The sequence below is a fragment of the Pseudoalteromonas sp. BDTF-M6 genome (genome assembly GCF_018334135.1).
Lineage (GTDB): Bacteria > Pseudomonadota > Gammaproteobacteria > Enterobacterales > Alteromonadaceae > Pseudoalteromonas.
Genome location: NZ_JAGXTQ010000003.1, coordinates 233868 through 259322, shown reverse-complemented (window position 1 = coordinate 259322; position 25455 = coordinate 233868). Strand labels below are relative to the sequence as shown.

At 48.7% G+C, this 25455-nt stretch carries 20 protein-coding genes; 7 read left to right on the top strand and 13 right to left on the bottom strand.

What is annotated here, in order from left to right; translation table 11 throughout:
* Window positions 1–38: 38 nt before the first annotated feature.
* Entirely contained in the window at window positions 39–3155 is a 3117-nt protein-coding gene (locus KD147_RS08355) for a TonB-dependent receptor (RefSeq protein ID WP_212547505.1), read from the bottom strand.
* 87 nt (window positions 3156–3242) lie between these two features.
* The gene (locus tag KD147_RS08350; RefSeq protein WP_249319086.1) at window positions 3243–4085 is read right to left on the bottom strand and encodes a S1/P1 nuclease; all 843 of its coding nucleotides are present in this window, start codon (window positions 4083–4085) and stop codon (window positions 3243–3245) included.
* A 166-nt stretch (window positions 4086–4251) separates the two neighbouring features.
* On the opposite strand from KD147_RS08350, the gene KD147_RS08345 reads away from it, so the two are divergent.
* Complete coding sequence (locus KD147_RS08345; protein WP_249319085.1) at window positions 4252–5184, top strand: PhnD/SsuA/transferrin family substrate-binding protein; 933 nt, start codon at window positions 4252–4254, stop codon at window positions 5182–5184.
* On the top strand, window positions 5181–6170 hold the full coding sequence (locus KD147_RS08340; RefSeq protein ID WP_212547504.1) for a hypothetical protein: 990 nt from the start codon (window positions 5181–5183) through the stop codon (window positions 6168–6170). Before KD147_RS08345 ends, KD147_RS08340 begins: the two co-directional genes overlap by 4 nt.
* Here KD147_RS08340 and ushA read toward each other — a convergent pair.
* Both ushA and KD147_RS08330 read right to left on the bottom strand, forming a co-directional pair.
* Window positions 6157–7776 (bottom strand): bifunctional UDP-sugar hydrolase/5'-nucleotidase UshA, encoded by a 1620-nt coding sequence (gene ushA, locus KD147_RS08335; RefSeq protein ID WP_212547503.1) that lies wholly within the window; start codon window positions 7774–7776, stop codon window positions 6157–6159. The two genes, KD147_RS08340 and ushA, sit on opposite strands and share 14 nt — an antisense overlap.
* A 131-nt stretch (window positions 7777–7907) precedes the next feature.
* Window positions 7908–8093, bottom strand: coding sequence for a hypothetical protein (locus tag KD147_RS08330; RefSeq protein ID WP_212547502.1), 186 nt, complete (start codon window positions 8091–8093; stop codon window positions 7908–7910).
* Between the two features lie 236 nt (window positions 8094–8329).
* Here KD147_RS08330 and KD147_RS08325 point away from each other — a divergent pair, with 236 nt between their 5' ends.
* Window positions 8330–9085: a peptidylprolyl isomerase gene (locus KD147_RS08325; protein ID WP_212547501.1), complete on the top strand. Its 756-nt coding sequence runs from the start codon at window positions 8330–8332 to the stop codon at window positions 9083–9085.
* A gap of 6 nt (window positions 9086–9091) precedes the next feature.
* Here the strand turns inward: KD147_RS08325 and KD147_RS08320 are convergent, their stop codons facing one another.
* On the bottom strand, window positions 9092–9505 hold the full coding sequence (locus KD147_RS08320; protein WP_212547500.1) for an MAPEG family protein: 414 nt from the start codon (window positions 9503–9505) through the stop codon (window positions 9092–9094).
* 186 nt (window positions 9506–9691) lie between these two features.
* Between KD147_RS08320 and KD147_RS08315 the strand changes: the two genes are divergently transcribed.
* Window positions 9692–12568 carry an insulinase family protein gene (locus KD147_RS08315; RefSeq protein WP_212547499.1) on the top strand — a complete coding sequence of 959 codons (2877 nt, stop codon included), beginning with the start codon at window positions 9692–9694 and terminating at the stop codon, window positions 12566–12568.
* A gap of 110 nt (window positions 12569–12678) precedes the next feature.
* On the opposite strand, the gene KD147_RS08310 is transcribed toward KD147_RS08315, so the two are convergent.
* From KD147_RS08310 to KD147_RS08295, 4 genes are all read right to left on the bottom strand, one after another.
* Window positions 12679–13314 carry a PqiC family protein gene (locus tag KD147_RS08310; RefSeq protein ID WP_212547498.1) on the bottom strand — a complete coding sequence of 212 codons (636 nt, stop codon included), beginning with the start codon at window positions 13312–13314 and terminating at the stop codon, window positions 12679–12681.
* Entirely contained in the window at window positions 13314–14972 is a 1659-nt protein-coding gene (gene pqiB / locus KD147_RS08305) for an intermembrane transport protein PqiB (protein ID WP_212547497.1), read from the bottom strand. The genes KD147_RS08310 and pqiB overlap by 1 nt, the downstream gene beginning before the upstream one ends.
* Window positions 14965–16191 (bottom strand): paraquat-inducible protein A, encoded by a 1227-nt coding sequence (locus tag KD147_RS08300; protein ID WP_212547496.1) that lies wholly within the window; start codon window positions 16189–16191, stop codon window positions 14965–14967. Before KD147_RS08300 ends, pqiB begins: the two co-directional genes overlap by 8 nt.
* Window positions 16192–16431: 240 nt before the next feature.
* Entirely contained in the window at window positions 16432–17223 is a 792-nt protein-coding gene (locus KD147_RS08295; protein ID WP_212547495.1) for an acyl-CoA thioesterase, read from the bottom strand.
* 185 nt (window positions 17224–17408) lie between these two features.
* Here KD147_RS08295 and dnaK point away from each other — a divergent pair, with 185 nt between their 5' ends.
* Both dnaK and dnaJ read left to right on the top strand, forming a co-directional pair.
* Complete coding sequence (dnaK, locus tag KD147_RS08290; RefSeq protein WP_105189067.1) at window positions 17409–19325, top strand: molecular chaperone DnaK; 1917 nt, start codon at window positions 17409–17411, stop codon at window positions 19323–19325.
* Window positions 19326–19409: 84 nt separating this feature from the next.
* Entirely contained in the window at window positions 19410–20540 is a 1131-nt protein-coding gene (dnaJ, locus tag KD147_RS08285; RefSeq protein ID WP_105254580.1) for a molecular chaperone DnaJ, read from the top strand.
* A 220-nt stretch (window positions 20541–20760) separates the two neighbouring features.
* Here dnaJ and KD147_RS08280 read toward each other — a convergent pair whose 3' ends face one another.
* The 3 genes from KD147_RS08280 to KD147_RS08270 form a co-directional block, all read right to left on the bottom strand.
* Window positions 20761–20985, bottom strand: coding sequence for a hypothetical protein (locus tag KD147_RS08280; protein WP_158678900.1), 225 nt, complete (start codon window positions 20983–20985; stop codon window positions 20761–20763).
* A gap of 164 nt (window positions 20986–21149) precedes the next feature.
* Window positions 21150–21437, bottom strand: a complete 288-nt coding sequence (locus KD147_RS08275; protein ID WP_212547494.1) for a hypothetical protein — start codon at window positions 21435–21437, stop codon at window positions 21150–21152.
* 236 nt (window positions 21438–21673) lie between these two features.
* Window positions 21674–22090, bottom strand: coding sequence for a hypothetical protein (locus KD147_RS08270; protein ID WP_212547493.1), 417 nt, complete (start codon window positions 22088–22090; stop codon window positions 21674–21676).
* A 450-nt stretch (window positions 22091–22540) separates the two neighbouring features.
* Here KD147_RS08270 and KD147_RS08265 point away from each other — a divergent pair, with 450 nt between their 5' ends.
* Window positions 22541–24907, top strand: coding sequence for a tetratricopeptide repeat protein (locus KD147_RS08265; protein ID WP_212547492.1), 2367 nt, complete (start codon window positions 22541–22543; stop codon window positions 24905–24907).
* Window positions 24908–24945: 38 nt separating this feature from the next.
* On the opposite strand, the gene KD147_RS08260 is transcribed toward KD147_RS08265, so the two are convergent.
* Window positions 24946–25380: a hypothetical protein gene (locus KD147_RS08260; RefSeq protein ID WP_212547491.1), complete on the bottom strand. Its 435-nt coding sequence runs from the start codon at window positions 25378–25380 to the stop codon at window positions 24946–24948.
* Window positions 25381–25455 lie beyond the last annotated feature (75 nt).

Below are 25455 nucleotides of genomic sequence, written 5' to 3'. Positions count from 1 at the left end.
TTAACTTTGCGCCAGGCGCAAATTCACGTTAAAGGCTATTAGAAGGTGTAACGAACACCGATACGCATTTCCCAAAGTGACGCATCACGTTGTACTGACGTATCTTGGTTGCCGTCGTTGAAACCCTTGTAAACATAGCGGCCGTTTTCGTCGATTTCCATATCAACCATGCGGTTACCAACGAATGAACCCTTCTTATAGGTACCCCAGTCGTCGTTAAGCAGGTTGGTCAGGTTATCGATAACGAAGAAGGCTTCGCCCTTATGACCTTCCATAAATCCAGGCACTTCCTGCGATACCTTAAGGTCAAGCTTCACATACCATTCGGCATGCTCAGAATTACGGCTAGTGATTGAGCCACGCTTCAGGTTCTCTTCTTCAACGAATGCGTTGAATGCAGCCAGGTCAAAGTCTTCGCCATAAACAACGTTAGGATCGTTCTCTAGTGGCACATACATTAGCTGACGGCTGCCGTTCCAGTTGGCATCGCCAAACTGGCCGTCGGCACGGTTGAAGGTGTAGCTGTAAGGCAGGCCTTCGCTCGCTTGACCAAGCAGGTTAAAGCGCGTTGAGTAACCATCGAAGAAGTCATGGGTATAGCCCAGCTTAAAGGTAAAGCGGTGCTGTACTTCGTAGTCCGAGGTGCCTTTACCAGGATTGCCTGGATTAATAGTGGCCAGGTTACCGTAGTTAGAACCGGCTACCGAGCTGGTCATTGGGTTTACGTCTTCAGAGTCTGTGTACGAGTAAGCCACAGTGAAATCGATGCCGTTGTCATAACGCTTGCTTAGCGCCGCCGACAAGACGGTAGACACACCGTCGCTGCCCTCAACATTGGTCAGCATGTATTCGCTGTTACGGCCTTCGATGCTCTCGTAAATAGGACGACCATCAAATGCAACCTCACCACTGTCGCGTAGCGCGATGTCACGAATAATTGCCGAGTCGTTCTTCTGTGTGTGTAGTACATCTAGGTTTAATACATATTCGTTTTCGAATGTGTAAGTCGCACCTACCGAGTACTTCCACTCCGATGGGATATCAAAGTTAGGATCGATCACGTTAACCGATGCATCACCTTCACCGGCAGGGGTGTTTTGGATCTCGTCGTACATACTCTGAGGAACTTCATAACCCGGTGTGCCGCCGTTGGTGTAAGCGATATCAAATAGGTTTACGCCGTATTCGGTCAAACCAATCTGAGTTACACCGTCGTTTTGGTAGGCATTCGATACCCATACGTTCGGGTTACCGCCCGAGTAAAGGCCGAAGCCGGCGCGCACTTCAAGTGCCTCGTCAACAAACCAGTTGAAGCCAACACGTGGTTGGAGCAGGTCAACACCGTCTAGGTTTTGACGGTTTGAGAATCCATAACGCTCTTCGAACTGAGCGTTGTAGTTCGGGTAGTCATCGCTGGTGTAGCGGTCATAACGAAGACCAAACAATAGGGTGGCGTCGATATCAGAGAAGGCATACTCGTCTTGGATATAGAAGGTATGTAGCTGATAAGAGAAGTCCGCTGCCAGGTCATTTGCATTATTGGTGCCCGCGGCATTGTTGTAATAAACGCGCGATGCTAGGCCCTGCTCGAAGTCATCGATTGAGTCAAAGCGGAATTCACCGTCGGTGTGCTGTACGAATAGGTTGAATACGTTTAGGTCTTCATACTCGTAGCCGGCGCTGATGGTGTGTTGATCTAGGTAGTAGGTACCGGCTAGTTTAACCGTGAAGTTATCCCAGTCCAGGTCGTTTGAATGACGTGAATCATCCGGGCCGATGTAAACCGTGTTACCACCTACGTTGATTTGGAATTCACCAAAACTGCTGGCGCTATCTAATGCTTCTTGACGCGCATCCAGGTCTGATTTACCGATGCGAATCTCAGTTGAGAAGCTGTCGTTCCAGTCGGAGTAGAGTGAACCCACGATAGAGTAGAACTCTGCACCGCGCTCGTAGAAGTGGCTAGAGAAGGCTAGCTCGTCATTGTCGGCGTCAGACTGTGAAAGCGCAAAACCGTCGTTGTAGTTGTACACAAGGTTGGCGCGGTGATCGTCATTGATGTTCCAGTCTAGCTTAACTAGCAGCTTTTCATCGTCTACCGGCATACTGCCCGGCATGCCGCCTAGGTCATAGTTGTATACATTCTTTGTGATCTCGTGAATACGGTCTATATCTGCTTGCGAGATAGAGCCGTTATCAACAGGGCCGTAGCTAAACTGCTGCACACCCTCTAGCTTCTCGTAAGAAGTGAAAAGGAACAGGCTGTCTTTGATCAGCGGGAAGCCAACATTAAAGCCGTAGCGCTTTTCGTTGTAGTCACCGTTATCGATTTTGCCATCGATCTCATCGATGCTGTCGCCCTTCATGGAATCGTTGGTGTAGTCAAAGAATACGCCGCCGTGAATTTCGTTGCTACCAGACTTAGATACGGCGTTGATATTACACGCAGTAAAACCGCCATACTGGACATCGAAAGGGGCCATCTCTACGGCAACCTGCTCGATAGCGTCGAATGAGAACGGTTGACGAACAGTAGGGTAGCCATTCGAGTTAAGACCGAAGTTGTCATTCATGCGCACGCCGTCAAGCGTCAAGCTGTTGAAGCGCGGGTTGGCACCACCACAGTGGATGGCGTCACGGCTGTCATCTACATAGATACGCGGATCGGCGCGAACAATGTCAGTCAGGTCACGGTTGATGGCCGGTGCCGTTTCTAGGTCTTCCTGAGTGAAGGTGGCTGCAGGGCCTGTACCGCCAGAAAATGAACTAATAGGACGACCGGTTACTACGATCTGCTCCATATCGGTTTTTGCTTGTAGCTGCACGGTTACCGGGTATTCTTTACCCAGCGACAGCTGCACGTTTTCGATCAACTGATCTTCAAACTTATCAGAGTCAATAATGACATTGTAAGGACCACCTACGCGCAGACCCTTGGCACTGAAGTAGCCGGCGTCGTTCACAACAGCGGTTTTTGATGAACCGGTTGGTAGGTGGATGATGGTCACCACGGTACCGGCAGCAGGGTTACCGGCAGGGCCAGTGATCTGGCCTTTAATTGATGATGACGTCTCGTTCGCAAAAGCACCAGTGGATACACCCATGGTTGCCGCTATCGCAGCAGAAATGGCCGTTTTCCTAAGTTGCATTTTCATGTTGTTGTTTCCCGTGTTTAGTTTATCTAGTTAAACATTTCATTATCATCGGCCTCAAAGCACTAGCCGATACTTATTTTTGTGCGGCTAGGCCGCGGTTCCTTGGTATAAGTGGTTTAACAACGCCGCGAGGCGTAAGCCGCCGCGACGCAGTTGTTGTTCCATCATTGTTTGGTATTGGTAGACATATTCGTAGCCCAAACGCTCATCGCTATGGCTATAGATTTTATTTGCCAAATGATGCGACTCCAGTAGCCAGCCCTTAACGTCAACCGTTTGATTTTGAGCGACTTGAGTCTGGGTACAGCATATAAAATCTTTGTATTCGGAATATGACAGTTGCTGGTGCGCGATCAATTGTGTATCCCAAAGGCGGTGTAGGTTGGTCACTTGCGAGAAAAATTCGACATTGATTCGATTGCCGCCACGGTCGGCGCTGCGGCCCACATGCAGGGGCTGATGAATGTCGCCAATAAGATGAATCAGAAAACGCAAATAAAATTGCTTATCGGTGGCGCTGGTATCTGCCTTGCTAAGTGCTGACATGGCCGACAGAATGGCGCTATAGGCATCTTTAATATCTGTTTTATCGATGTGGGCGCGATGCTCGGTGTTTAAAAATTCGTGCTGTGAGTCGATATTGATATAGTGCCAACGGGATGATTGACGTTGCCAAAACGGGCCGGGGGCGGAGCGCATTTCGTCGGCCCAGGTACTGGCCCTTGCCAGACTTTGTCCTTGTAAAATAGCCATCACCTGAGCTTTGGCCTCAGGGGTTAAGTGTTGTTCGGCGATGGCACCAATAATACGATGACCATTTGCACCCCAGGCCCATGCTTGGTTGCCATAGGTAATCCCAAAGGTTGTGCCCAGCATTAGCATCGCCATGACAGCGGCTTTAAATGAGCTACGAATCAGCTGTAAATCCATTGTTGTTATCAAGTTGCATAGTTGCCCTGTGAGTTAAATTTTCCGAGTTTTTAGAGTGAAAAAAAAGGACTTAACGGGATTCATAATTACTTGTTAATAAATATTATAAAACAATGAGTTATGAGCTACTAATAAATTTACCTATTGCAATAAGTAATAATAACTGGTGAAATGTTGGCAACGCAATTTCAATAAGCTACAAAGTCCGTTGCAATCGATAAAACGTTGGCGTGACAGCGCGCTGATATTAACAACTATTACCATAGTTGGCTTAGTTAGTTATCTTGTCGGTCAGTATCGATTGGCCGGGCGTTTGCCTCAGCTTGAATCTGTGCTCACTACCTCTTTTAGCTGTAACACCCTGAGCGCGGGTAATAAAACCACATTAACTCTGTTTGCGCCCAGTCAAGCGTTGGCTAGCGAACTGGCACAGCAATTATGTGCCAATGAGGTGGTATCAAAACAATACGGTGAGGTTTTTGCCTACTGGAGCGGTTCGTCTCAATATGAGGTTAATTTTCTTGGCAAGGGGTTAGCGCACCTGATTCTGGCCAAGGATAATATGATCCATGCCTTCGATGCTCGTAACACCTATGGATATACGCCGCTGATCGGTTACCCCAGTTACACCGCTTATTTTATTGCCAGTCATGAAAAGCCGAGGCTAGAAAAGGCGTATTTTCTCGATAAGCGTATCGGCCTTATCGACTATCCCACCAGTCGTTCGGGACACATTATTCCTAAACAGATGTTTAAGGATCTGGACCTAAATCTCGATAGCCTGGATATTACCTTTGTTAATTCCCACAGTGCACTACGTGATAAGCTCGCTCAGGGCGAGTTGGATATTATTGCTTCTTACTGGCAGCAATCGGATCATCAGCGTTTTTCCGAGAACTACATCACTGCCATTGGCAGTAATATCAGCGGTAGCCATTGGTATCTTAAACGAGCTGCGGATAACCCGGATCTGGCTTGTGCTATTCAAACCACACTGATGACCCTGGCACAAGCACGCACCTCCAGCTACTTCAACGGTGCTAAACCCTATTGGCAATGCCAACAAGGCGGTGGTCAATATATAGGAGTAGGGCAATGAGTACTCGACGCTTAGTGGTGTCGCTTTTGCGCAGGCGCTTTGCTAATCGTAGCTTTAATGCGCAAAAGGCGATCACCTTGTTCGCCCTCGGCACCTTAATTATCAGCATGCTTGCCTATTATTTAGGTGCGCTTGGCAGTTGGCAGCAAAGTCAGGCACAAGCGTTAGCTCAGTTGAAAACGCGTATCGCCTTAGATAGTACGCATATTGGCCTGGCCTACCCTTTATTGGAGGTACCTGCCGATATTGAACGAACTAAGGCCTATATCGAGGAACTCAACACTCATTTGACTGCTCAGGGTTATCCCTTGCAGTTGCAACAAATTGGCACGACCACTATAACGAATAAGGTGGCGCAGCAGCGCCTGTTGTTGCAGCGTCCCGGTGCCGGCGAATTGACCATTGGCTATTCATTGACGCCCATGCCACTGCATGGTGGTGTGAGTGCCTTACCACTGCTGCTTAGCATCTTTGCAGCCCTGTTCATTTGGCCTTGGTTTAAGGCAATGGAAGAAAAGTTGCAGATTTTGGCGGAAGCGCCCGAGCCCCTGGTTGAGAAAAAGAGTCTGCTGTTAGACCTGTCCGACAAAAGCATTCGTTATGGTGAGCATGGCGACCGTGTGACGCTGGCAAATAAGCCCCTGTGTTTTTATCTGGCGCTGCTGGAATTTGCCATTGAGCACCCGACGGTGACCCTGAATCAAAATAAAGACGTGCCGGCTGAGCTATTGGACTTGGCCCACAAGTACTTCTCACGTCTAATTGAGTTAGGCCACACCATCCGTAAGCGGCCAAACTTCAGCAATAGCCTGGAAAAAACCTTAAGCGAAATCCGCGCTGCGTTAGATGAGGTATTCGCCGAGGACGCGGAGCAAAAAGAGCCTTACTTCCCGCCCAAAGCCCACGGTGAAGGTTCGCGCTCACGCGTTCATCACTATGGGCTTAGTATTGATGATGCTTCGGCTTTTGACGTTATCGGCAGGTAAGGGCTGCGGGTACCTTAATGGCATCAAGCGGGCTGTGCTGTTGCACATAGGCGCTTAGAATACTGGCATCGGCATCGCCGCTATCGACAAAGCGAGGATCATTATTGAGCCTTGGATAGCCATCGCCACCGGCGGCATTGTAACTGTTAATGCTCATGCGGTAGGTTTTGTCTGCCTCAATCGCCTGGCCATTAATGCGGACCGAGGTTAGCTTTCCCTGCTCACAAACAGCCGAAACATTGTTGAAGTGGGCATAGGCACCCGAGTCAGCAGGGTAGGCAGCTACCTTACTAATGTAGGCTAATGCTTCTTGGCCGTTAAAGTCGATATAACCGATGCGATTCTTAAATGGGTGAACTCGCAGAATGTCCTTGTAATTAATCTCCCCTGCGGCAATGGAATCACGAATACCGCCGCCACTGATCACCGCAAAGTCGGCGTTTACGTGCCGTTTTTGTGCCTCGGTGATTAATTGTGCTAGGTTAGTGGGCATAAAGCGCACCTTGTTGCGATCGCCTTCAAGGCGTACGTCTGAGTGCCCCAGGGTTACACTGAGTTTTTTCTGGCCTTTGGCCTGATAGGGAGTAAGGAAGTTAACCATGTTTTTATCGGGCTCAATATAGCTCCCAACCCACTGGTCTTGCTCATCTTTTAGGTTTACCGGATGAAGCTGGTAGCTAAGCAACGTGACTTGCTCACCGTCGATGGCAAAACGAGCCTCCCCCACATACTTACCCCACTCGTGGGCTTGCATAATCCAGATGCCATTTTGCTGATCCGGTCGACAAGGCATGCCTGGGCGATAATCTGCTACGGCAACATTGGACTCTTGCATACACACAGGCTCTTGTGAGTGGCCGCCAATGATCATGTCTATGGCGCCGGGGGCCAGTTGTCGGGCCAAGGTGACATCGCCAGGAGCATTAATGCCATGCTCGGCATTGGTGTAATGACCCATATGGGTAACGGCAATAATCACATCCGCGTGCTGACGCTGCATATCGGTCAAAATGGCCTTGGTCGCCGCGGCAGGGTCGATAAAGTCGAATGCACCGATAAAATCCGGGTTGGCGATTTTCGCCGTGTCGGTGGTGGTGAGACCTAAGACCGCAATCTTGAGCCCCTGCTTATTCAGCACTACATAGGGCTGATAGGCATGATCGCCATCGGCTTTGTTTAATATGTTGGCACTTAATAGCGGAAAATCAGCCCATTTTTGTTGTTTCTCTAAAGCCGAGAGGGGGTTATCGAACTCATGGTTACCTATGGCCATAGCATCATAGCCCAACATGCTCATGGCCTTAAAGTCCGGCTCTGCCTGTTGCAGATCGGACTCGGGTATGCCGGTATTGATATCGCCGCCGGAGAGCAGGATCACCGCATCATTACGTGCGTTTGCTTTGGTGCGTAACTCAGTTAACAGCGTGGCACGGGCGGCCATGCCGTATTCGCCTTGGGCATTAGGCCAAAAGCGGCCATGATGGTCATTGGTATGCAATACGGTGAGGTATTGGGTGTTGGTAGGCGCTTTTGGCGCGGCATCCATGTTGCCTGATTGTGTGCAAGCGCCAAGCAAAAAGGCGGAAAATAAAAACAAAAGGCGCACGATACGCTCTCCTTGAACGAAATTGTGCGCCGATCTTAATGCAGTTTTATGAAGATTTCATTAGCACAAATGGCTAATTAGGATATTTACTCTAGCTTTTTACCCCGATGGTGTACGACTACCGTTTTTGGTTAGTGATTTACGGCATTTCCGCTTTTTTGGACCGCCTGCTCACGGCGCGCTAGTTCGGCCCTGGCGATGTCGGCCCGTTGGTGATTTACGCCTATCATCCAATTAAGGAAACAAGCGGGCACCTGTTTATAAGATTCGCCTTTAAGCACACCAAAGTCGCAAATGACATTATTATTGTTGTTCATGGTCACGGCCCTACAAGTTGCTGAAATCGTGCGCACCATATTAGGCAATTGCAGCGGGTTTGATAAGTTCAATTTGTTTTATGACTTTAAATTTTATAACCTTTTGTTATAAGTAATCGAGACAAATGTAACCCGCGTTTACATTTGGGTATCAATTTGTTGTTGTACTCAGTTAGTCGTGGAGAAAGGAGGGCTAGGACGTTAAGGTAGGCAAAAAATATAAACAAGGTACTTTTATGAAATCTTTCATCACTGCAGGCAGCTTGGCAAGCGGCATAGCGCTCGCCGCCGCTACTTTGGCAACACAGGCCCATGCCACCATTGTTGAGTTTCAAACCTCACAAGGCAGTTTCCAGGTAAACCTTTTTGACCAACAGACGCCGACGACGGTCGCAAACTTTCTTGGCTATGTAGAGCGCGGCGACTATCAGTCGAGCTATATTCATCGCTCGGTCGAAGACTTTATTATTCAAGGTGGCGCCTACACCTTTGACGAGCAAGCCGAGGTCATTGAAACCCAAGCTCCCATCATCAATGAACCGGTGTATTCCAATGTCGCCGGCACCATCGCCATGGCGAAGCGTGGCGGTTATGTAAATAGCGCGACCAGCCAGTGGTTTTTCAATATAAGCGACAACAGCGCCAATCTGGACCTGCAAAACGGCGGTTTCACCGTGTTTGGTCAGGTCATAGGTGAGGGCATGACAGTGGTCAAGGCCATCAATGCGCTGCAAACCTGTGGCGAGATCCCCATGGTGGATTACAGTACCGAACAATGTAGCCAGGGCGACGATGCGGTGCGTGCCAACTTAGTGATGATCAACGACATTATTGTTATCGATAATGATCCAAACTCGGCTATCGATCTAACCCCGGTTGAAAATACCTTGATCGATGAGGTCGAGCCGGACTCTGACTCCGACTCGGGCGCGGCTTGGTGGTTTGCGCCACTGGCCTTGTTGGTGGCGCTACGTCGCCGCACTAAGCGCTAGAAACCACTAAATAAGTTGCCAAACAAGCGTCAGCCACATGGCCAAGACCACCAGGCAGCCTGCTAGAAACGTAAAATAGCGGCTGCGCAGGTGGTTTGTGCCCAGGTGGATGACGCTATGGAGCACTCGCGTGACCACAAACAACCAGGCCAAAGCGACAAACGTGTAGCCCGACAGGTTGGTGGCAAGGGCACAGAGCACGGCAACATAAAACAACACCGGTATTTCAAATTGATTAATAAAGTTACGCCCGGCGACTTGCACCTGCTCGGGGGCGTTGCCGAGATCCATGGTGGCAAACTGGCGCATTTGTATCTGTTTTTTGCGTGCTGCGGCAAAGCGGCGGCGTCCCATGATCACCATAACAATCAGAGTTAGTAGCACCTGGGCAAACAGGGCAAAAATAAGCTGGCTGGTCAAAAAAACACTCCTTTTAGTCTGAAATAAGCAAACACACCATGTGGTGTAGCATAGTTATTACAATTTCATGGCCAAGAAGCAAACAACCTTTTCATAATCTGTTACAAACTTAGGTGTTTTTTTATTGCATTTTTCACCTTGATTTTTGATCATGAGCGGTAATTTTCACTAATAAGATTCAGCGTAATGAAGAAAACAATTGTCCTTAGTGCCTTGGCGCTAGCCGTATTGGCTGGTTGCAGTGCCACTTCGACGCCTAATACCGGTGCCCAACAAGTAGTTCCAGAAACCCTGGTTGTTAGTCCAAACGATAAGCGCATGTATGAGACCCTCAAACTCGATAACGAAATCGAGGTGATCCTGGTGTCCGACCCAAGCGCCGAAAAATCGGCGGCGGCGTTAAGCGTTGGTGTGGGCCTGTTGCACGATCCTATGGAGCAGCAAGGCATGGCGCACTATTTAGAGCATATGCTGTTTCTTGGCACCGAACGTTATCCTGACACCCAGGGCTACAGTGACTTTATGACCAAAAACGGCGGTGCTCATAATGCCTATACCTGGTTGGACATCACCAACTATATGTTCAAGGTCAATAATGACGCCTACGGCGAAGCTCTGGACCGCTTTAGCGATTTCTTTAAATCACCTAAGCTGTACCCGCAATATACCGATAAAGAGAAAAATGCGGTTAATGCCGAGTGGTCAATGCGCCGCGAAATGGACTTCTTTGGTCAGTTTAAGCTTGCCCGCCAAATGATGGGTGAGCACCCGGCCAACCGTTTCCTTATCGGTAACCTGGAAACCCTGGGCGATAAAGAAGGCAGCTCGCTGCATCAGGAAACCGTAGACTTCTATAACACCTACTATTCGTCGAATATTATGAAGGTGGCGATGATCTCGAACCGTCCCCTGAGTGAAATGCGCCAATTGGCCAAGCAGTATTTCGCCGACATTAAAAATAAGGGCATCGAAAAGCCAAGCGTAACCCATGAACTTAACTACGATAACGTAGGTGGCAAGCGCGTTCATTACAAGCCAAACGAAGACGTCAAACAGCTTAGACTCGAATTCATTATTGACAATAACCGTGACGATTTTGCCTACAAGCCTAACCGCTTCGTGTCATACCTGCTAAGCAATGAAATGCCGGGCAGCCCGGCGCAAATCTTGCGCGACAAGGGGTGGGTGTCACAATTGAGTGCCTCCGATGCTTATAATAAATACGGCAACTACGGTGAGTTGAGTATTAGCGTTGAATTAACCGATGCGGGCATGCAAAACCGCGAAGAAATTCTCGCCACCATTATGCGTTATATTGAGCTGATCAAGGCCAATGGTGTGGATGCCAAGTACTTTAGTGAAATCCGCACCTCACTTAATAACCAGTTCCAGTTCTTGGAAAAGAGCGACGAATTTAGCTATGTGTCGGCACTGACTCAAAGCATGCAGGATTACCCGCTTAACAATGCCATTAATGCACCTTACTATTACGCCGAATTTAACGAGCGTGCCATCAATGACGTACTAGGTCAGCTAAATGCCGACACGCTGCGCGTGTGGTATGTGTCTAAGGAAGAGCAAACCGACAGCAAGTTGCACTTCTATGATGGCGAATACCGCATTGAGGACATCAGTGCCGAAGAGCAGGCGAGTTGGCAGCAGCCAAGTCAGTTTGCGCTGGCTCTGCCTAGCGTAAACCGCTTACTACCGGAAAACTTCGACATCAAAACCGCCGCGGATAAGAGCCAGCAAAAACCCACGGTTAGCTATGATAAAAATGGCATCAAGGTGTGGTTACAGCCGAGCCAGTACTTTGCCGAGCAGCCCAAGGGCGTGGTTGAGGTGTATGTGAATAGCCCGCAAGCCCAACAGGATATCAAGGCCGGGGTCTTACTCAGCCTATGGGCCGATCTATACAGCCTATCGCAAGCGGCCTTGTCAACCGAGGCGGCGATCGCCGGGATGGCGGTCAATATGGACCCGGGCAATGGCTTTAGCTTGAGTGTCGGCGGTTTTACCGACAAGCAGCCGGTACTACTGAGCGAAGCCTTGGGTAACCTGAAGCTAGACGTTGAGCCGCAAGCCTTTGCCCAGGCGGTGGACCGTTATACCCGCAGTCTGCAAAATGCTAAGAAGCAATTCCCCTTCTACCAAGCCTTCGGTTTGTACTCGGACTTGGTGCGCTCTGGTAGTCATGACACCGAGCAGCTGATTGCGACCGCAAATAGCCTCAGCGTTGCGGATCTTAATGCCCTGATGGACGAGGTATTAAGCCGTAACAATGTTCGCGTATTTGCCTTTGGTAACTATGACGATAAGAGTGTCGCCGCTATTGCTCAAAGCATTGCTAAGGCCTTGCCTGAGCAGCAAAAAGACAGCGTCTACACGCGTTCGAAAACTTGGCAGCCGAAAGCTGGTGAGACCTATGTAGTGCAAAAAGACATAGAGGTTGCCGATGTGGCCATTATCGATATGGCGTATCACCCGCAGCCGGGCTACGCGCAAAAAGCTGCCGCCGCCGTGTTGCAGGGTCATTTCCGTACCGTGGCGTTTGATAAGCTGCGTACCGAAGAGCAGCTCGCCTATGCCGTTGGCGCCACCGCTCGTCCATTGGAAGACTATGCCGGTATCGGTTTGTATATCCAAACGCCGGTGAAGGATGCCAAGGCCATGCAGGCGCGCTTTGATGAGTTTAAGGCGCAGTACGCTAAGGTGCTAGCCGAGCTGGACGAAGCCACCTTTGCCCAGTTAAAGAATGCCGCCTTGGTGTCGCTCAAAGAGAAGCCGAAGAACCTGACCGACGAGCTAGGCCGTTTGATGCCGGATTGGTATCGTGAGCGTTTTGATTTCGACAGTCGCGCCAAGTTGTTGGCCGCCGTTGAGGCACTGACGCTTAAAGATATGCAGGACTTCTATCAGCAAACCATGATGAACCCAGACGCGGCGCGCTTAAACGTGCAGTTGCGTGGGACCAAGTTTGCCGACAAGCCGTTCGCCGATTTGCCCAAGCAAACCAAGGTAGAGTCGGTTGCCGACTTCCACCGCACCGTCAGCTGGCAATAAGCAGTTAAAAAAGGCTCCCAAGGGAGCCTTTTTCTTTTCCTGATTTTACCACTCGTTAATGCCAACTAGGGAACGCAATTAACGGCGTGGCGTCAATTAACAGACCGCGCTTAGGCACTTGCTATCAGGGTATTGATATCGGCGCTCATCTCGCTCAAGGCTTGTTGCCAGGCTTGGCTTAAGGCCTTAGCTAAGGCCTCGTAGCCATCTTCGGCCAGGGCTTGGCTGTGATAAAAGCGCGAAATTTTCAAAACATGCAGCTTGCCCTTGGCATCAACCTTAGACAGTCGCCAGGTGCCTGCTATTTCCGCATTGTTATCCAAGCCACCATTAAATTGCTCTATGCTGACATCGAGCTGGAAAAATGAGGCCTGCAATTGCTCGGCGTATACTTCCGCTCCCTTGACCACCATGACCTTATCCAGCTCTTGCATCAGCTGTGATTGAGCCATGGTTGCCAGCAATTGCGCTGGCGCGTCGGCCCAAAAGTGATAGTTGGCACTGTATACCTGATGCGCGGAGCGTTTAATTACCATGGCGCGATTATTCAAGGTGCCGCGCACGGCAATAGGGCTCAGGCGCAACAAGTGCTCACTTTGCAGGTGATCGCGGCTAAATAACGTGGGCCCGCTCGAGTCCGTATTTTGCTCGGAGCCCTGCAACTGATAGTGATGCAAACTGGTACTGCTACTTGAGCAGGCACCTAGCAAGGCGCAAGCAGCCAATAATGAAAGTAATCGCGACATTAATCTTTACTCCTTGGGGTGGGGTCTACGGGCAGCTCCTTATCGAAAATCAGCATATTCGGCTGTTCGTTTAGGCCTCGTGACAGGGGTTGCAGCTCGTCCATCAGACGCTGTACCTGCTGTAATGTGCTTTGCAACTCTTGGTACATACCAGAACCATTTTGGAAGCTGGCCATGGTGATCTCGAATTGCTCCATGCTTTGCTCGAACTGGCGCATGCTTTGGCTGATGTCGGCCATGTCCTTGCTGATATCGCCGGGTAGGGCGCGGGTCGCTGGTTCATTAATAAAGGTACGCATATCCGCGGCCAAAGCCTCATAATTCGCCATGGTTTGTTCAAATTGAGACAGGCTTTGCTCGACCTTGAGGTTTTTCACCTTGTTAAGCACGTCGTTTAGCTGGTTCGCTAAGGCCGAGATGCCGCTGGAGGTGCTTGGGAAAACCGTGTATTCACCGCGTTTGGTGAGCACCGCCGGCTCAGCGTCCGGGTACATATCCAAATCGACATAAACGGCACCGGTGAGCAGGTTGCCGGGTTTTAGCGAGGCTCTTAAGCCCTCGGCCAGCCAACCCTCGACCCGGGATTGCCAATATTCTCTTGCTTGTTGAGTGTCACGATAAAGACGGCCATACTCGATGCGCACTAGCACGGGTACGGCGTTAGTGGTGTCACCGAAGTGGGCAGGCGCGCCGTCGATGAGCACTTCGGCGGGCACCTGTTCCACTGTGCCGATGCGCATACCGCGGTATTCCACCGGCGCACCCTCGCGCAGACCGCGGATCGACTGTTCAAATTGGATCAGGTAGTGGTCAAAATCGTAAAAGCGTTGCTCGAGTGCGGCGCTATAACTTTCACTAAGGCTAAAACTATGACCTTCTTTTACTACCGGTCCAGGAGAGTTATCCTCTGGGATGCCTAACGAAATGCCGCCTTTTAACAGCTTGGATAGAGAGCCCGTTTTAACACTGATCCCATCGACGTCTAGGTTTACTTCCAGACCGGCCTGCACCCAAAAGATCGTATTCAAGGTGACCAGGTTTTCATAAGGTGCGTTAATAAACAGGCCGTAGCGCATTACCTGTTGGTCCCAGTCAAAGTGGGCGGTTTCGATTTGGCCGATACGATAACCTTTAAAGTAGACGCCGGTGCCGACATCAAGCACCTCGGCGTTGCGGCTGGAAAGTTTATAGCGGGCTCCTTGCACATCATTACCGATAAGGGCCGGTTCTTCTAACAGTTCAAAACGGTTAACCAGCTTGTCGCTTTCACCAGGGGCAAATTCTATGTACACACCCGAGAGCAGGGTGCTAAACCCGGTGACGCCGGTTTCATCGATACGGGGTTTAACCACCCACATTTTGGCATCTTCGCTCAGTAAGGAGTCGTAATGTTTATCGATTTGGGCACGTACGATCACGTGGTCTTGACTCTGTGCGAGACGAATAGCATCGATCGTGCCTATTTTTACGCTACGTACCTTGATCTCCGTTTTACCGGCGACAATGCCTTCGGCATGGGCCATTTTAATATAGATGGTTTGCCCTTTATCCAATTGATACTCAAGCAACATCCATGCACCGACAAACAGCGCCAGCAAGGGGATCAACCAAATCGGTGAAATTCTCGCCGCGGCTTGTATGAATGCAGGTTTAGTCATTTACCACTCCCTTTACCTGTTCAGGGGGATCCCAAATTAGTCTTGGGTCGAATGAATGAGCGGCGAGCATTTGACAGATCACCATAGCTCCAAAACACATGGCGCCGAACCCCGGCTCCACAGACATTAAATTTCCCAGTTGTACTAAGGCCACCAAGAGGGCGACCACAAAGACATCGATCATCGACCATTTACCAATAAACTCGGTGACCTGGTACAAACGAGTATAGGTGCTCGAGCGGCTGCCAACATGGCGATACACCAGCACGCACAAGGTGGCCAACACCAAGGCCTTGGCCAAGGGCACCACAACACTGGCTAAAAAGATAATGGCGGCTATCGGGTAGGAACCCATTTCCCACAGCAAAATGACGCCGCCGATCAGGGTGGACGGCTCCTTAGCACCTAAACTGGTGGTGTACATAATGGGCAAGGCATTGGCTGGAATATAGAGTAATACCGAGGTTAGCAACCAGGCCGCGGCTTGTTGCAGCCCTTTCATATTGCGAAAGTGGGTGGCGCTGTGACAACGGGGACACTGTTTTTCGGTGGTCAACTGGTGACACACATGACAGGCCCTTAATTGCGCATCGATGGCGCGAATGCCACTGTTTACCGGGATTTCCTGATAGGGACTGATTTGTTGCCACAGGCGTTCGTTGTTAACCCGGCTCAAGGTAGCGATATAACAGATAACAAAACCCACATACGCCCAAAAGCTTTGCCCGAAGGAGACATCCGCCATGCTCATGATTTTCACCATGCTGATCAACACGCCCACCAGGAAAATCTCGGACATCACCCATAATTCCAGCGCCAGGGTGAATTTCAGTAATCGCCGTCCCCACTGTTTGGGCAGGCTGCGCAGCAAGCCCATATGCAGGGGTACCAATAACAGCAACATCATCAATGGCAGGATAATAATGCTGAAGTCGATAAACACTCCAAGCAGGGTACTGTCGTAGTTAAACAGCATACGCCCGGCATCGGGCAGGGTGATGGTTTGCGTCAGGCCATTGCTGGAAAAAGAAATAAAGGGATAAAACACTGAGCTGAGTAACAGCAAGATGGCGCTTAGGCTGAGGGCGACAACCTGAGAGTCGTTATTTTCGGTGCGCAGATTAATCTGGCTGCGGCAATGGGGGCACTTTGCGACTTGCCCTGCTGCTAAGTCAGGAACTTCAACAATGAAATCACAATGTGAGCAGGCTAGACGCATGATTTCCCGAAAATGATAAATTACCACGTATCCGTTAAGAATAGCCGTTTTAGCCGCTTAATCCTAGTAACTTATTGTTACACAAATGCAGCTAAGTGGTGACTGGCAATGATAAAAATGCTTTTTTCGGGATCCCCTGAAAGGCAGTAAAGACCGAGGCGAGAGGTGGTGCCTAGTTAGCGATGATTCGAATGGACGGTCGGTGCCCAGGGCACCGACGGGATAATGATGGGTTTTGCGCTACGCAAACAAGGCGACGGTTTGCTTACTCTGGGCTATCACATCGCCGCTCTCTGTGTATAAGGTGGCGTCTTCATAGGCGTAGCCGTTGTGGGCAGCCGTGGTGGTGATATCCACGCCCACCCACTGGCCGGCGCTAAGCCTGGGCAGATGCAGGCATTCCACATGCCAGCTCATGCTGCTGGCCGGTGCCGGGCTTGGGAAAACCTGAAGCTGCGACGGCGGCCAGCTGTCTATTAGGGCGATAAGATGAGTCCAGTCATAATTGTGCGTTTGTTCTTTAAAGCGCATCCAGCCACTTAAGTCAGTGGCTTGGCTGGAGCTGTAGGGCATGCCACCTGCAACTAAATTTAAATCCACATACTGGAAGAAATTGGGCATCACCCCCTGCACAAAGGGTAAGCATTGATCGGCGTTAGGTGCCTGTTTCCCCTGCAATTGGGCGTAGGGTACTTCAACGATGGACGCTCGGTCTTTAGCAAACAAGCCCTGCACAGTTAAACAGACCTGGTTATGTTGTGTAATGGTGGCCGCATATTGGCTTGAATTTTTACCTTCTCGCAGCAAGTTAAAAGACAAGGTAAAGCGCTCATCTGGGGCGATGGGGCCGACAAATTGGGCGCTAAAGGAGCGTAGGGTGCGCTCGTCATGGCAATGCAGCAACATGGATTGCAAAGCAAAGGCACAGGAGAGCCCGCCAAAGGCGGTGCGACCTTGCGTCCATGACTCAGGGAATTGCAGGGTTTGTGTGTCTTTTTCACCGACCAAGGCCATAAGCTGATCAAAAGTCATAATGTGATTCCTTTTCGTTCTTGTCCGACCAGTTTAACGCCTAAACCTTGTTTGTAGAGTGGCCAAAGTGAAAAAAATTTCAAAAAAACGAATTTTTTTTATGGTTCACGCTTGAATTAGCAAAACTGACCCCTATTTAGTAAGCATCAAACAGTTAAACAGATTTTTGAAGTTGGAGAAGATTCATGGGTAAAATTATTGGAATCGACTTAGGTACTACTAACTCTTGTGTGGCAGTACTAGATGGCGACAAGCCACGCGTAATTGAAAACGCCGAGGGCGATCGCACTACCCCTTCAATCATTGCGTTTACCGAAGACGGTGAAACGCTAGTAGGTCAGCCGGCGAAACGTCAGGCGGTAACAAACCCTACAAATACAGTATTTGCGATCAAACGTCTTATCGGTCGTCGCTTTGAAGACGAAGAAGTACAACGCGATATCGGCATCATGCCGTTCAAAATTGTTAAAGCAGACAATGGCGACGCATGGGTAGAAGTGAAAGGTGAAAAACGCGCTGCACCTCAGATTTCAGCCGAAGTACTGAAAAAGATGAAAAAGACCGCCGAGGATTACCTTGGTGAAGAAGTAACGGGTGCGGTAATCACGGTTCCTGCCTACTTCAACGACTCACAGCGTCAAGCGACTAAAGACGCCGGTCGTATTGCTGGTCTTGATGTTAAGCGTATCATCAACGAACCAACGGCTGCGGCACTTGCTTACGGTATGGACCGTAAACAAGGCGACAACGTAGTTGCAGTATATGACCTAGGTGGTGGTACCTTCGATATCTCAATCATCGAGATTGACGAAGTTGAAGGCGAGCACACCTTTGAAGTACTAGCGACCAATGGTGATACACACCTAGGTGGTGAAGACTTCGATAACCGTGTTATTAACTACCTAGTTGACGAGTTCAAAAAAGAGCAAGGTATCGACCTGCGTACCGACCCGCTAGCCATGCAGCGTGTTAAAGAAGCAGCCGAAAAAGCAAAAATTGAGCTTTCAAGTGCACAGCAAACTGAAGTGAACCTGCCATACGTTACAGCAGACGCATCAGGTCCTAAGCACATGAACGTGAAACTGACTCGTGCGAAACTTGAGTCACTGGTAGAAGACCTAGTTACTAAGTCTATCGAGCCACTTAAGAAAGCATTGGCCGATGCCGACCTATCTGTAGGCGACGTAAACGACATCATCCTAGTGGGTGGTCAAACACGTATGCCACTGGTACAGAAGACGGTTGCCGAGTTCTTCGGTAAAGAGCCACGTAAAGACGTGAACCCTGACGAAGCTGTTGCTGTAGGTGCTGCGGTACAAGGTGGCGTACTAGCCGGTGACGTTAAAGACGTACTACTACTGGACGTTATCCCACTGTCTCTAGGTATCGAGACCATGGGTCAGGTTATGACCACGCTAATCGAGAAAAACACGACTATTCCAACGAAGAAGTCGCAAACATTCTCGACTGCTGAAGATAACCAAAATGCAGTAACTATCCACGTGTTACAGGGTGAGCGTAAGCGTTCAGCCGACAACAAGTCGCTGGGTCAGTTCAACCTTGAAGGTATTCGTGCGGCGCGCCGTGGTGAACCACAAATCGAAGTTACATTCGATGTTGACGCCGATGGTATCCTACACGTATCTGCAAAAGACAAGGACACAGGTAAAGAGCAGAAGATCACTATCCAGGCTTCTTCAGGTCTAAGCGACGAAGAAGTAGAAAAAATGGTACGTGACGCCGAAGCGAATGCCGAAGCGGATAAAAAGTTCGAAGAGCTTGTAACTGCTCGTAACCAGGCCGATGCCATGGTTCACGGTACACGTAAGCAAATCGAAGAAGCCGGTGACGCATTACCTGCAGAAGATAAAGAAGCAATCGAAGCGGCCGTTGCTGAGCTAGAAACAGCAATTAAGGGTGAAAGCAAAGAGGAAATCGATGCGAAAACTCAAGCCCTGATTGAAAAGTCACAAAAGCTAATGGAAATCGCGCAAGCGAAAGCCCAGCAGCAAGGCGGCGCCGATGCAGGCAGCCAGCAACAAGCTAAGCAAGACGACGACGTTGTTGATGCTGAGTTTGAAGAAGTGAAAGACGACAAGTAATTCACTTGTTGCACACGGGGCGCGCTGGCGGAATTCGCTTGACGCGCCCTTAGTGTATGTAGAATTTTAAAAATAGTGGTAGATATGTCAAAACGCGATTATTACGAGGTACTGGGTGTAGCCAAAGACGCCAGTGACCGCGACATTAAAAAGGCTTATAAGCGCCTGGCGATGAAATATCACCCGGATCGTACTGCCGGCGACAAGGAACTTGAAAGCAAGTTCAAAGAGGTGAAAGAAGCCTACGAAATTCTTGGCGATGCGCAGAAACGACAAACCTATGATCAGTTTGGTCATGCTGCATTTGAACAAGGCGGTGGCGGTGGTCACGGCGGCTTTGGTGGTGGCGGTGACTTCGGTGATATTTTTGGCGACGTATTCGGCGACATCTTCGGCGGTGGCCGTCGTCAGTCTCGTCAGCAACGCGGTGCTGATTTACGTTACAACATGGACCTAAGCCTGGAAGAGGCGGTGCGTGGTAAAGAAGTCGAAATTAAAGTACCGACCTGGGTGAGCTGTGAGCCATGTGATGGTTCCGGTGCAAAAGCCGGCTCAACGCCGAAAACCTGTCACACCTGTCATGGTGCTGGTCAGGTGCAAATGCGTCAGGGCTTCTTTGCGGTACAACAAACCTGTCCAACCTGTCAGGGCACAGGTCAGGTTATCTCCGACCCTTGTAACAGCTGTCATGGCCAAGGTCGCGTAGAGAAAACCAAGACCCTATCGGTGAAAATTCCGGCGGGTGTTGATACCGGTGACCGTATTCGCCTGGCGGGCGAAGGCGAAGCGGGTGCCCATGGCGCACCAGCGGGTGATCTTTATGTGCAAGTGAGTGTGCGTGAACACCCGATTTTTGTGCGCGATGGCAATAACCTGTATTGCGAAGTGCCAATTGGCTTCACCACCGCAGCCCTTGGCGGCGAGATTGAGGTACCGACCTTGGATGGCCGTGCCAAACTAAAAGTACCGGCCGAGTCGCAAACGGGCAAAATGTTCCGTATGCGCGGTAAGGGTGTGAAATCGGTGCGTTCGGGCTCAGTGGGTGATCTGATCTGTAAAGTGGTGATTGAAACCCCGGTTAACTTGAACAGCGAACAACGCGAGCTGCTGGAGCAGTTGGAAAAGAGCATGGGCAAAGACAGCTCAAAGTATCGTCCTAAGGAGAAGGGTTTCTTCGATGGCGTTAAAAAGTTCTTTGATGACCTGACTAAGTAATACCAAATCACTTAAATAGCTAATCATTCTAGCGGGCTAAATATCGTGCTCACTGTGTTGGGATTTTTCTATGTAGAATAACTACATAAGAAAAATTCCGCCTTGTGATCACATCATTTATCCAGCGCTATATCTGTTCACATACTTAACAGATTTGGTATAAGCAGAAAATAGTGAAAAAGCGCCTTAAGGCGCTTTTTTTATGCCTGCTGACACCGGCTCAATTTAGCAAAATGGCTTGCCCCTCCTCAATATTACAGCGGCATAGTTCGGCGCTGTCGCTGTAACGGATATCATCGATGGCTGTTTTCACCTGTGTTAATTGTTCGCAGCGCAGCACACACTGGCGCTGTTGCTGCCAGTAACTGTACTCGGCCTGCACAAACCAGGTCAGCAGCAGGCAGACCAAAACCAGAGTGAACACCCTGAGTCTTTTTAAAAGCATACTCGCCTCCGCTCACTAAAGTCCGATACTTTAACTCTAGTGTAAAAACGATGAGCCTACCCGGGCATATCTGCGTCAGTTTAGGTGCTCGGTGTGAAGAGAGGCGAAAGGAGCTAGCTGACTACCGGTTGATTAGCCCCGAAGTTTGCGTCACGTAGAGGGGGTTATTTATAGATATCTTTAGTGACCTTTTTGAGCCCGCTCTGAGGTAAAAATTGATCCGAGATGGTTAAAATTGCATGCAGGTTATTTTTTAATTTTTCTAATTCGAGGTCGCCGGGCTGGAGTGACGTTTGCAGCAGGTGAATTGCCATGTCAGCGAGCAATATACGTTGTTTTTCAAGCCACAGGGGATCCCCTTGTGCCGCGGTATGGGATAAATAACCACTTTCTACAAGGCTATGTAGCTCCCAGCTTGTGCTTATTATTTTGTTACGTTGCTCGTTATTCAAATTCAAACCTGCTCGACTTGTTGACCTGATAGGGATTGCTTTTTTCTATTACAGCAATAAGTTAGCAGCATACCTAGGGTGCAACAAGCTCACGCTAAAGGTTTTAATCTGAGTTTTTAGACGGCGTCGTTATAGTTAAGCGATAAGCGTTATATAAGCCTTACCAAGCCATGGTTTGCATACCAAAAGGGAGTGCCTGTCGCGCCAAACCTAGCTTGTGTGTAGTTTTTCTACCCTTATTCTACTCGGCAAAAATACTTCTTAAATTGCCATTTACTTGCACGCACATAGTAGCAGTTGTCCTCAAAGGTGAGGATCTGGATGATATCCGCTCTTTGGGCGCGATTGAAATAGGTGGTTCTAATGGTCGTTTCGCCAAGAACTTCCAACTTATAGGGCTTAAATGTAAGTTGCTCCGGCATGCGATCCGCAGGATAGGTGGTAAAAGCGTCCTGGCGTAGGACATGAACAATACCGGGCTTGATATTGTCCTTCAGCATAAGTCTTTCCTGAGCTGGGATCTCTTGTTGCGAGAGCAGGCTGGCCAGTGTTTTGGCCTCATCGAACTGCCACGCACCCACATAAAAGGGCGTTTGCCCTGCTTGGTAAACGAGGTAAGTTAAAAATAATCCCAAACAAAGAGGCACTTTCATAGTTTCCTCTGTTCAACCTGGTATGCATCAGTTTGCACACCCTTGTGAGCGTTTGCTTGGTCGCAAATTTCCCTAATCGCCGCGTTTCCCTCTGCTCTGGCGTATCACGCTACTAAACGCTGCAATGTTTCTAGTGGTACCGACACTTTGAAACCAAACCTGTTAGAGAGATCAGTATAGTGCGTAAATCATTCGGCGCTCTTTAGACCTACAACTTCATTACTAAGCAACTGAATGTGTGTGAATTTTAATCACTTTAAGTGAGGGGGTCCTTGGCATAAACGGGGACAATCCTTTTAATTTAAAGGCTGAATAGTTAGTAGATAGGCGCTCAAGAGCGTCTCAATAAGCAGGGCCAATGTTTTAGCTAAGCATTTATTATTAGATGGGCTATATTGAGGTTAGAGTTTTAAAAGTACAACCTGCATTCGGTTATAAAGGGATTTTGAAATGCTTAATGGCGGCTTGGTCACGTTTGTTCTACTTGCACTTTTTATTTACTCCTTGTTGTCCGTCATTGGTCGGAATAATTATGGAAAACGAATCAAAAAGCTTGTTTTATGTCGGGGAATGAGCGCAAAAAGCAAGGTTTCTACGAATACGCGGTTACAACTACATCGTGCAGCCCCCGCTTTTTTCCAAAGCAGAGGGTTAACTGCAGCAAATATTCAATCCGATGAGGCCTGTCAAATACCCTGGTTAGCCAGTTATGTGGCCGATGAATTCGCTGTCATGGTATATGAATTGCTGCAAGCCAAGCATAAAAAGTTTTCGCAGAGAGCCTTTGTCGTCACTCTCTTTGATTACACCGATGAAATTAAGCAGCGGCTAGATATGCTTGACTTGCCTGAGGGGGCTGAACGCCTCGTGGAAGAAAAAAGTACATCATTTGTTTTTGCTGATAGTGCTTCAAGTCTAGATGAATTGCCGAGTATCATTGACAGGATAGGCGGGCTTGAAGCAAGTGGAGAAATCTACCACACCACGGCCACTCGCTTAAAAAAGCAACAAAACTCCTCAACGCTGATAAGTTTACTAAGGGTCCTGGTGTTGGCTTCGCTTAGCTTTGTTCTAGCCGCCTTACTTGTTCACGGCGTCATGACTCAAAGTATTATCACGGTCAGTGGTAATATGCTAGAGCCTATCTACCTTGAAGAACAACCATTTTATTATTCTATGACAATGGCCTTTATGGCACTTGCCTTTGTCGTCTTTGTGGCGCATTTAGTGCAGTCCTGCAAATGGAAAGAGAAAGTAATTCAGAGGGCTTATTTTCGCTATGTTGCCGCTACCATCATCGCTTTTTTGGCGACACCTTATTTGCTAGGTGCTGATGTTGACAATCCGTTGTCGGTAAAAACGCATAGGTTAATAACCGCAGCTAATAAAGCGCTGCTGGAAAATTCAATAGCCAAAAGTGGCACCGTCGTGGTAACGCCAATCCCATTAATTTCTCCTGGGCTTACCGAACTTTTAAAAAATAATAAGTTTGAAGAGTTAAATAACGAGCTGGATAAGTATCATTCACTGGCCGCACTGGATATTCAAAATGAGCACTTATTATTTCAGGCCTATTTATCGTTTGCCAATAGTGATGACAAGGTCATTTACGCTATTAACAAGTGGTTATTGAGTGAGCCATCTAATCCTAGGGCTCAGCTTGCCGAAGCATTCTTTTTCTATGGCAAAGGTTGGTCTGTTAGAGGAACCAAGAACTCTGCGGAAACGCCCTTAGAAAATATGCTAGAGATGCAGCGACTTATGGCGCGCAGCTATGAAACCGTTACCAAGCTCAGGAAAATTGAAAAATATGAGTTGGCGGCAAGTATATTGGCTATAAATATTTTACAGGTAAGAAGCGGTAAAAAGGAAGCCAAGCAGATTTTTACTCAGGTGATTGAAAAATATCCATCCTCTTACTTAATTCGTTCTCATTATATGGGCAGTTTAACGCCGAGGTGGGGGGGGAGCTATTTGACAATGCGTGCTGTGATAGAGGGGGCTGCCGCCAATCTCGCTAGCAATCCTCAACTGGCCCTGTTGGAGGGCGAAATTCTTGAAGAAGCGGGTAAAATTGCCGCTCTTGCCGATAACTATTTCCAAGCGAGCGAATTTTATAAGGGCGCTTTAAGGTTTGGTAATAACCCTTACGTTTTGCATGAGCTAGCAAAAAGCGAGTATCGACTGAAAAATTATGGCCAAGCTCTGGTTTATTTCAATCAGGCGTTAGCGCTCAATGCAAACAGCCACACCAGCTATTACTGGCGCTCCAAAACCCACCTCAAGCTCAAACGGCTGCGCGAAGCCGAGCAAGATCAAAAAACAGCCTTGGCGATAAGGCCTTATGAGAAGTACTACCAAAGTCATTACAAATCAGTCAAAAAAGCAATCGCTAAGAAAGAATATCGGCAGTACTATGGTTTCAATGCGACAGGAAAACCCGCATCGACTTCGCACAGTATCAGTTCAAAAGGCTATACCGCTTATCAGCATGCGCTTGAAATGATCGAAAACGAGCGTTTTGACTCGGCGGTGGTCAAATTAATTGAAGCGATTAATGCCGATCCGCATACAATCGAGTACTACATTACCCTTGATATGGTGTTAGGCCAAACCAGGCAGTGGCCCACCATAATTAGTTATTGGCAGAAATTTCTCACCTTGTATCCAGATAATGCTAGAGCTCACCGGGAAATATCCGGTACTTATTATCACAACAAAGAAAATAGCAAGTCGTTGTATCACTTGAAAAAAGCGGCAGAGTTAGGTGATGAGCCGGCATTGCAACGTCTTAAACGGATAAAAGGCTCGGATTGAACAACCTAGGCTTGATGCATAGGTTGTATTTGTTACAGCTAGTTAACCGCAAGTTCAAAGGTTTTATCGTCGAGCAACTCCAATTGCCAGACGTCTTCGCAATCATCCGGGCCTAACATAAAATAGGTATAGCCTTTACCCTTTATCAGATAAAAGTGCATGCTTTGAATATAGAGGGAGGCAAGATCCTTTATTTGCGCTGGTGAGAGCGAGCTCTGCTGCTGGGCAAAAGTGGATTTTTGTTTTTCTAAATTAGTTTCTACCCATGCCGAGTCCCTGATTATTTGTACAGCGTAAGAAATTAGCTTCGGGTTTGGCTCTAAGGCGCCCTGCTCATGCTCCAGGGTGATGGCCTTGTTATTATAGTTGCCCACCCATTTATTACTCTCGCTATCGTATTTTAGCGTGCCTAAAATAGTGTGGTTTAGCTCTTTTGCCATTTTGGGTTTTTTCTTAAAAATCCATGAAAACATAAAATTCCCTTCTCGATTAAATCTCTTGGCCCCAAGGCATGGGGCTTGGGTTCGGCGCCATTCTAGCGGTAAATA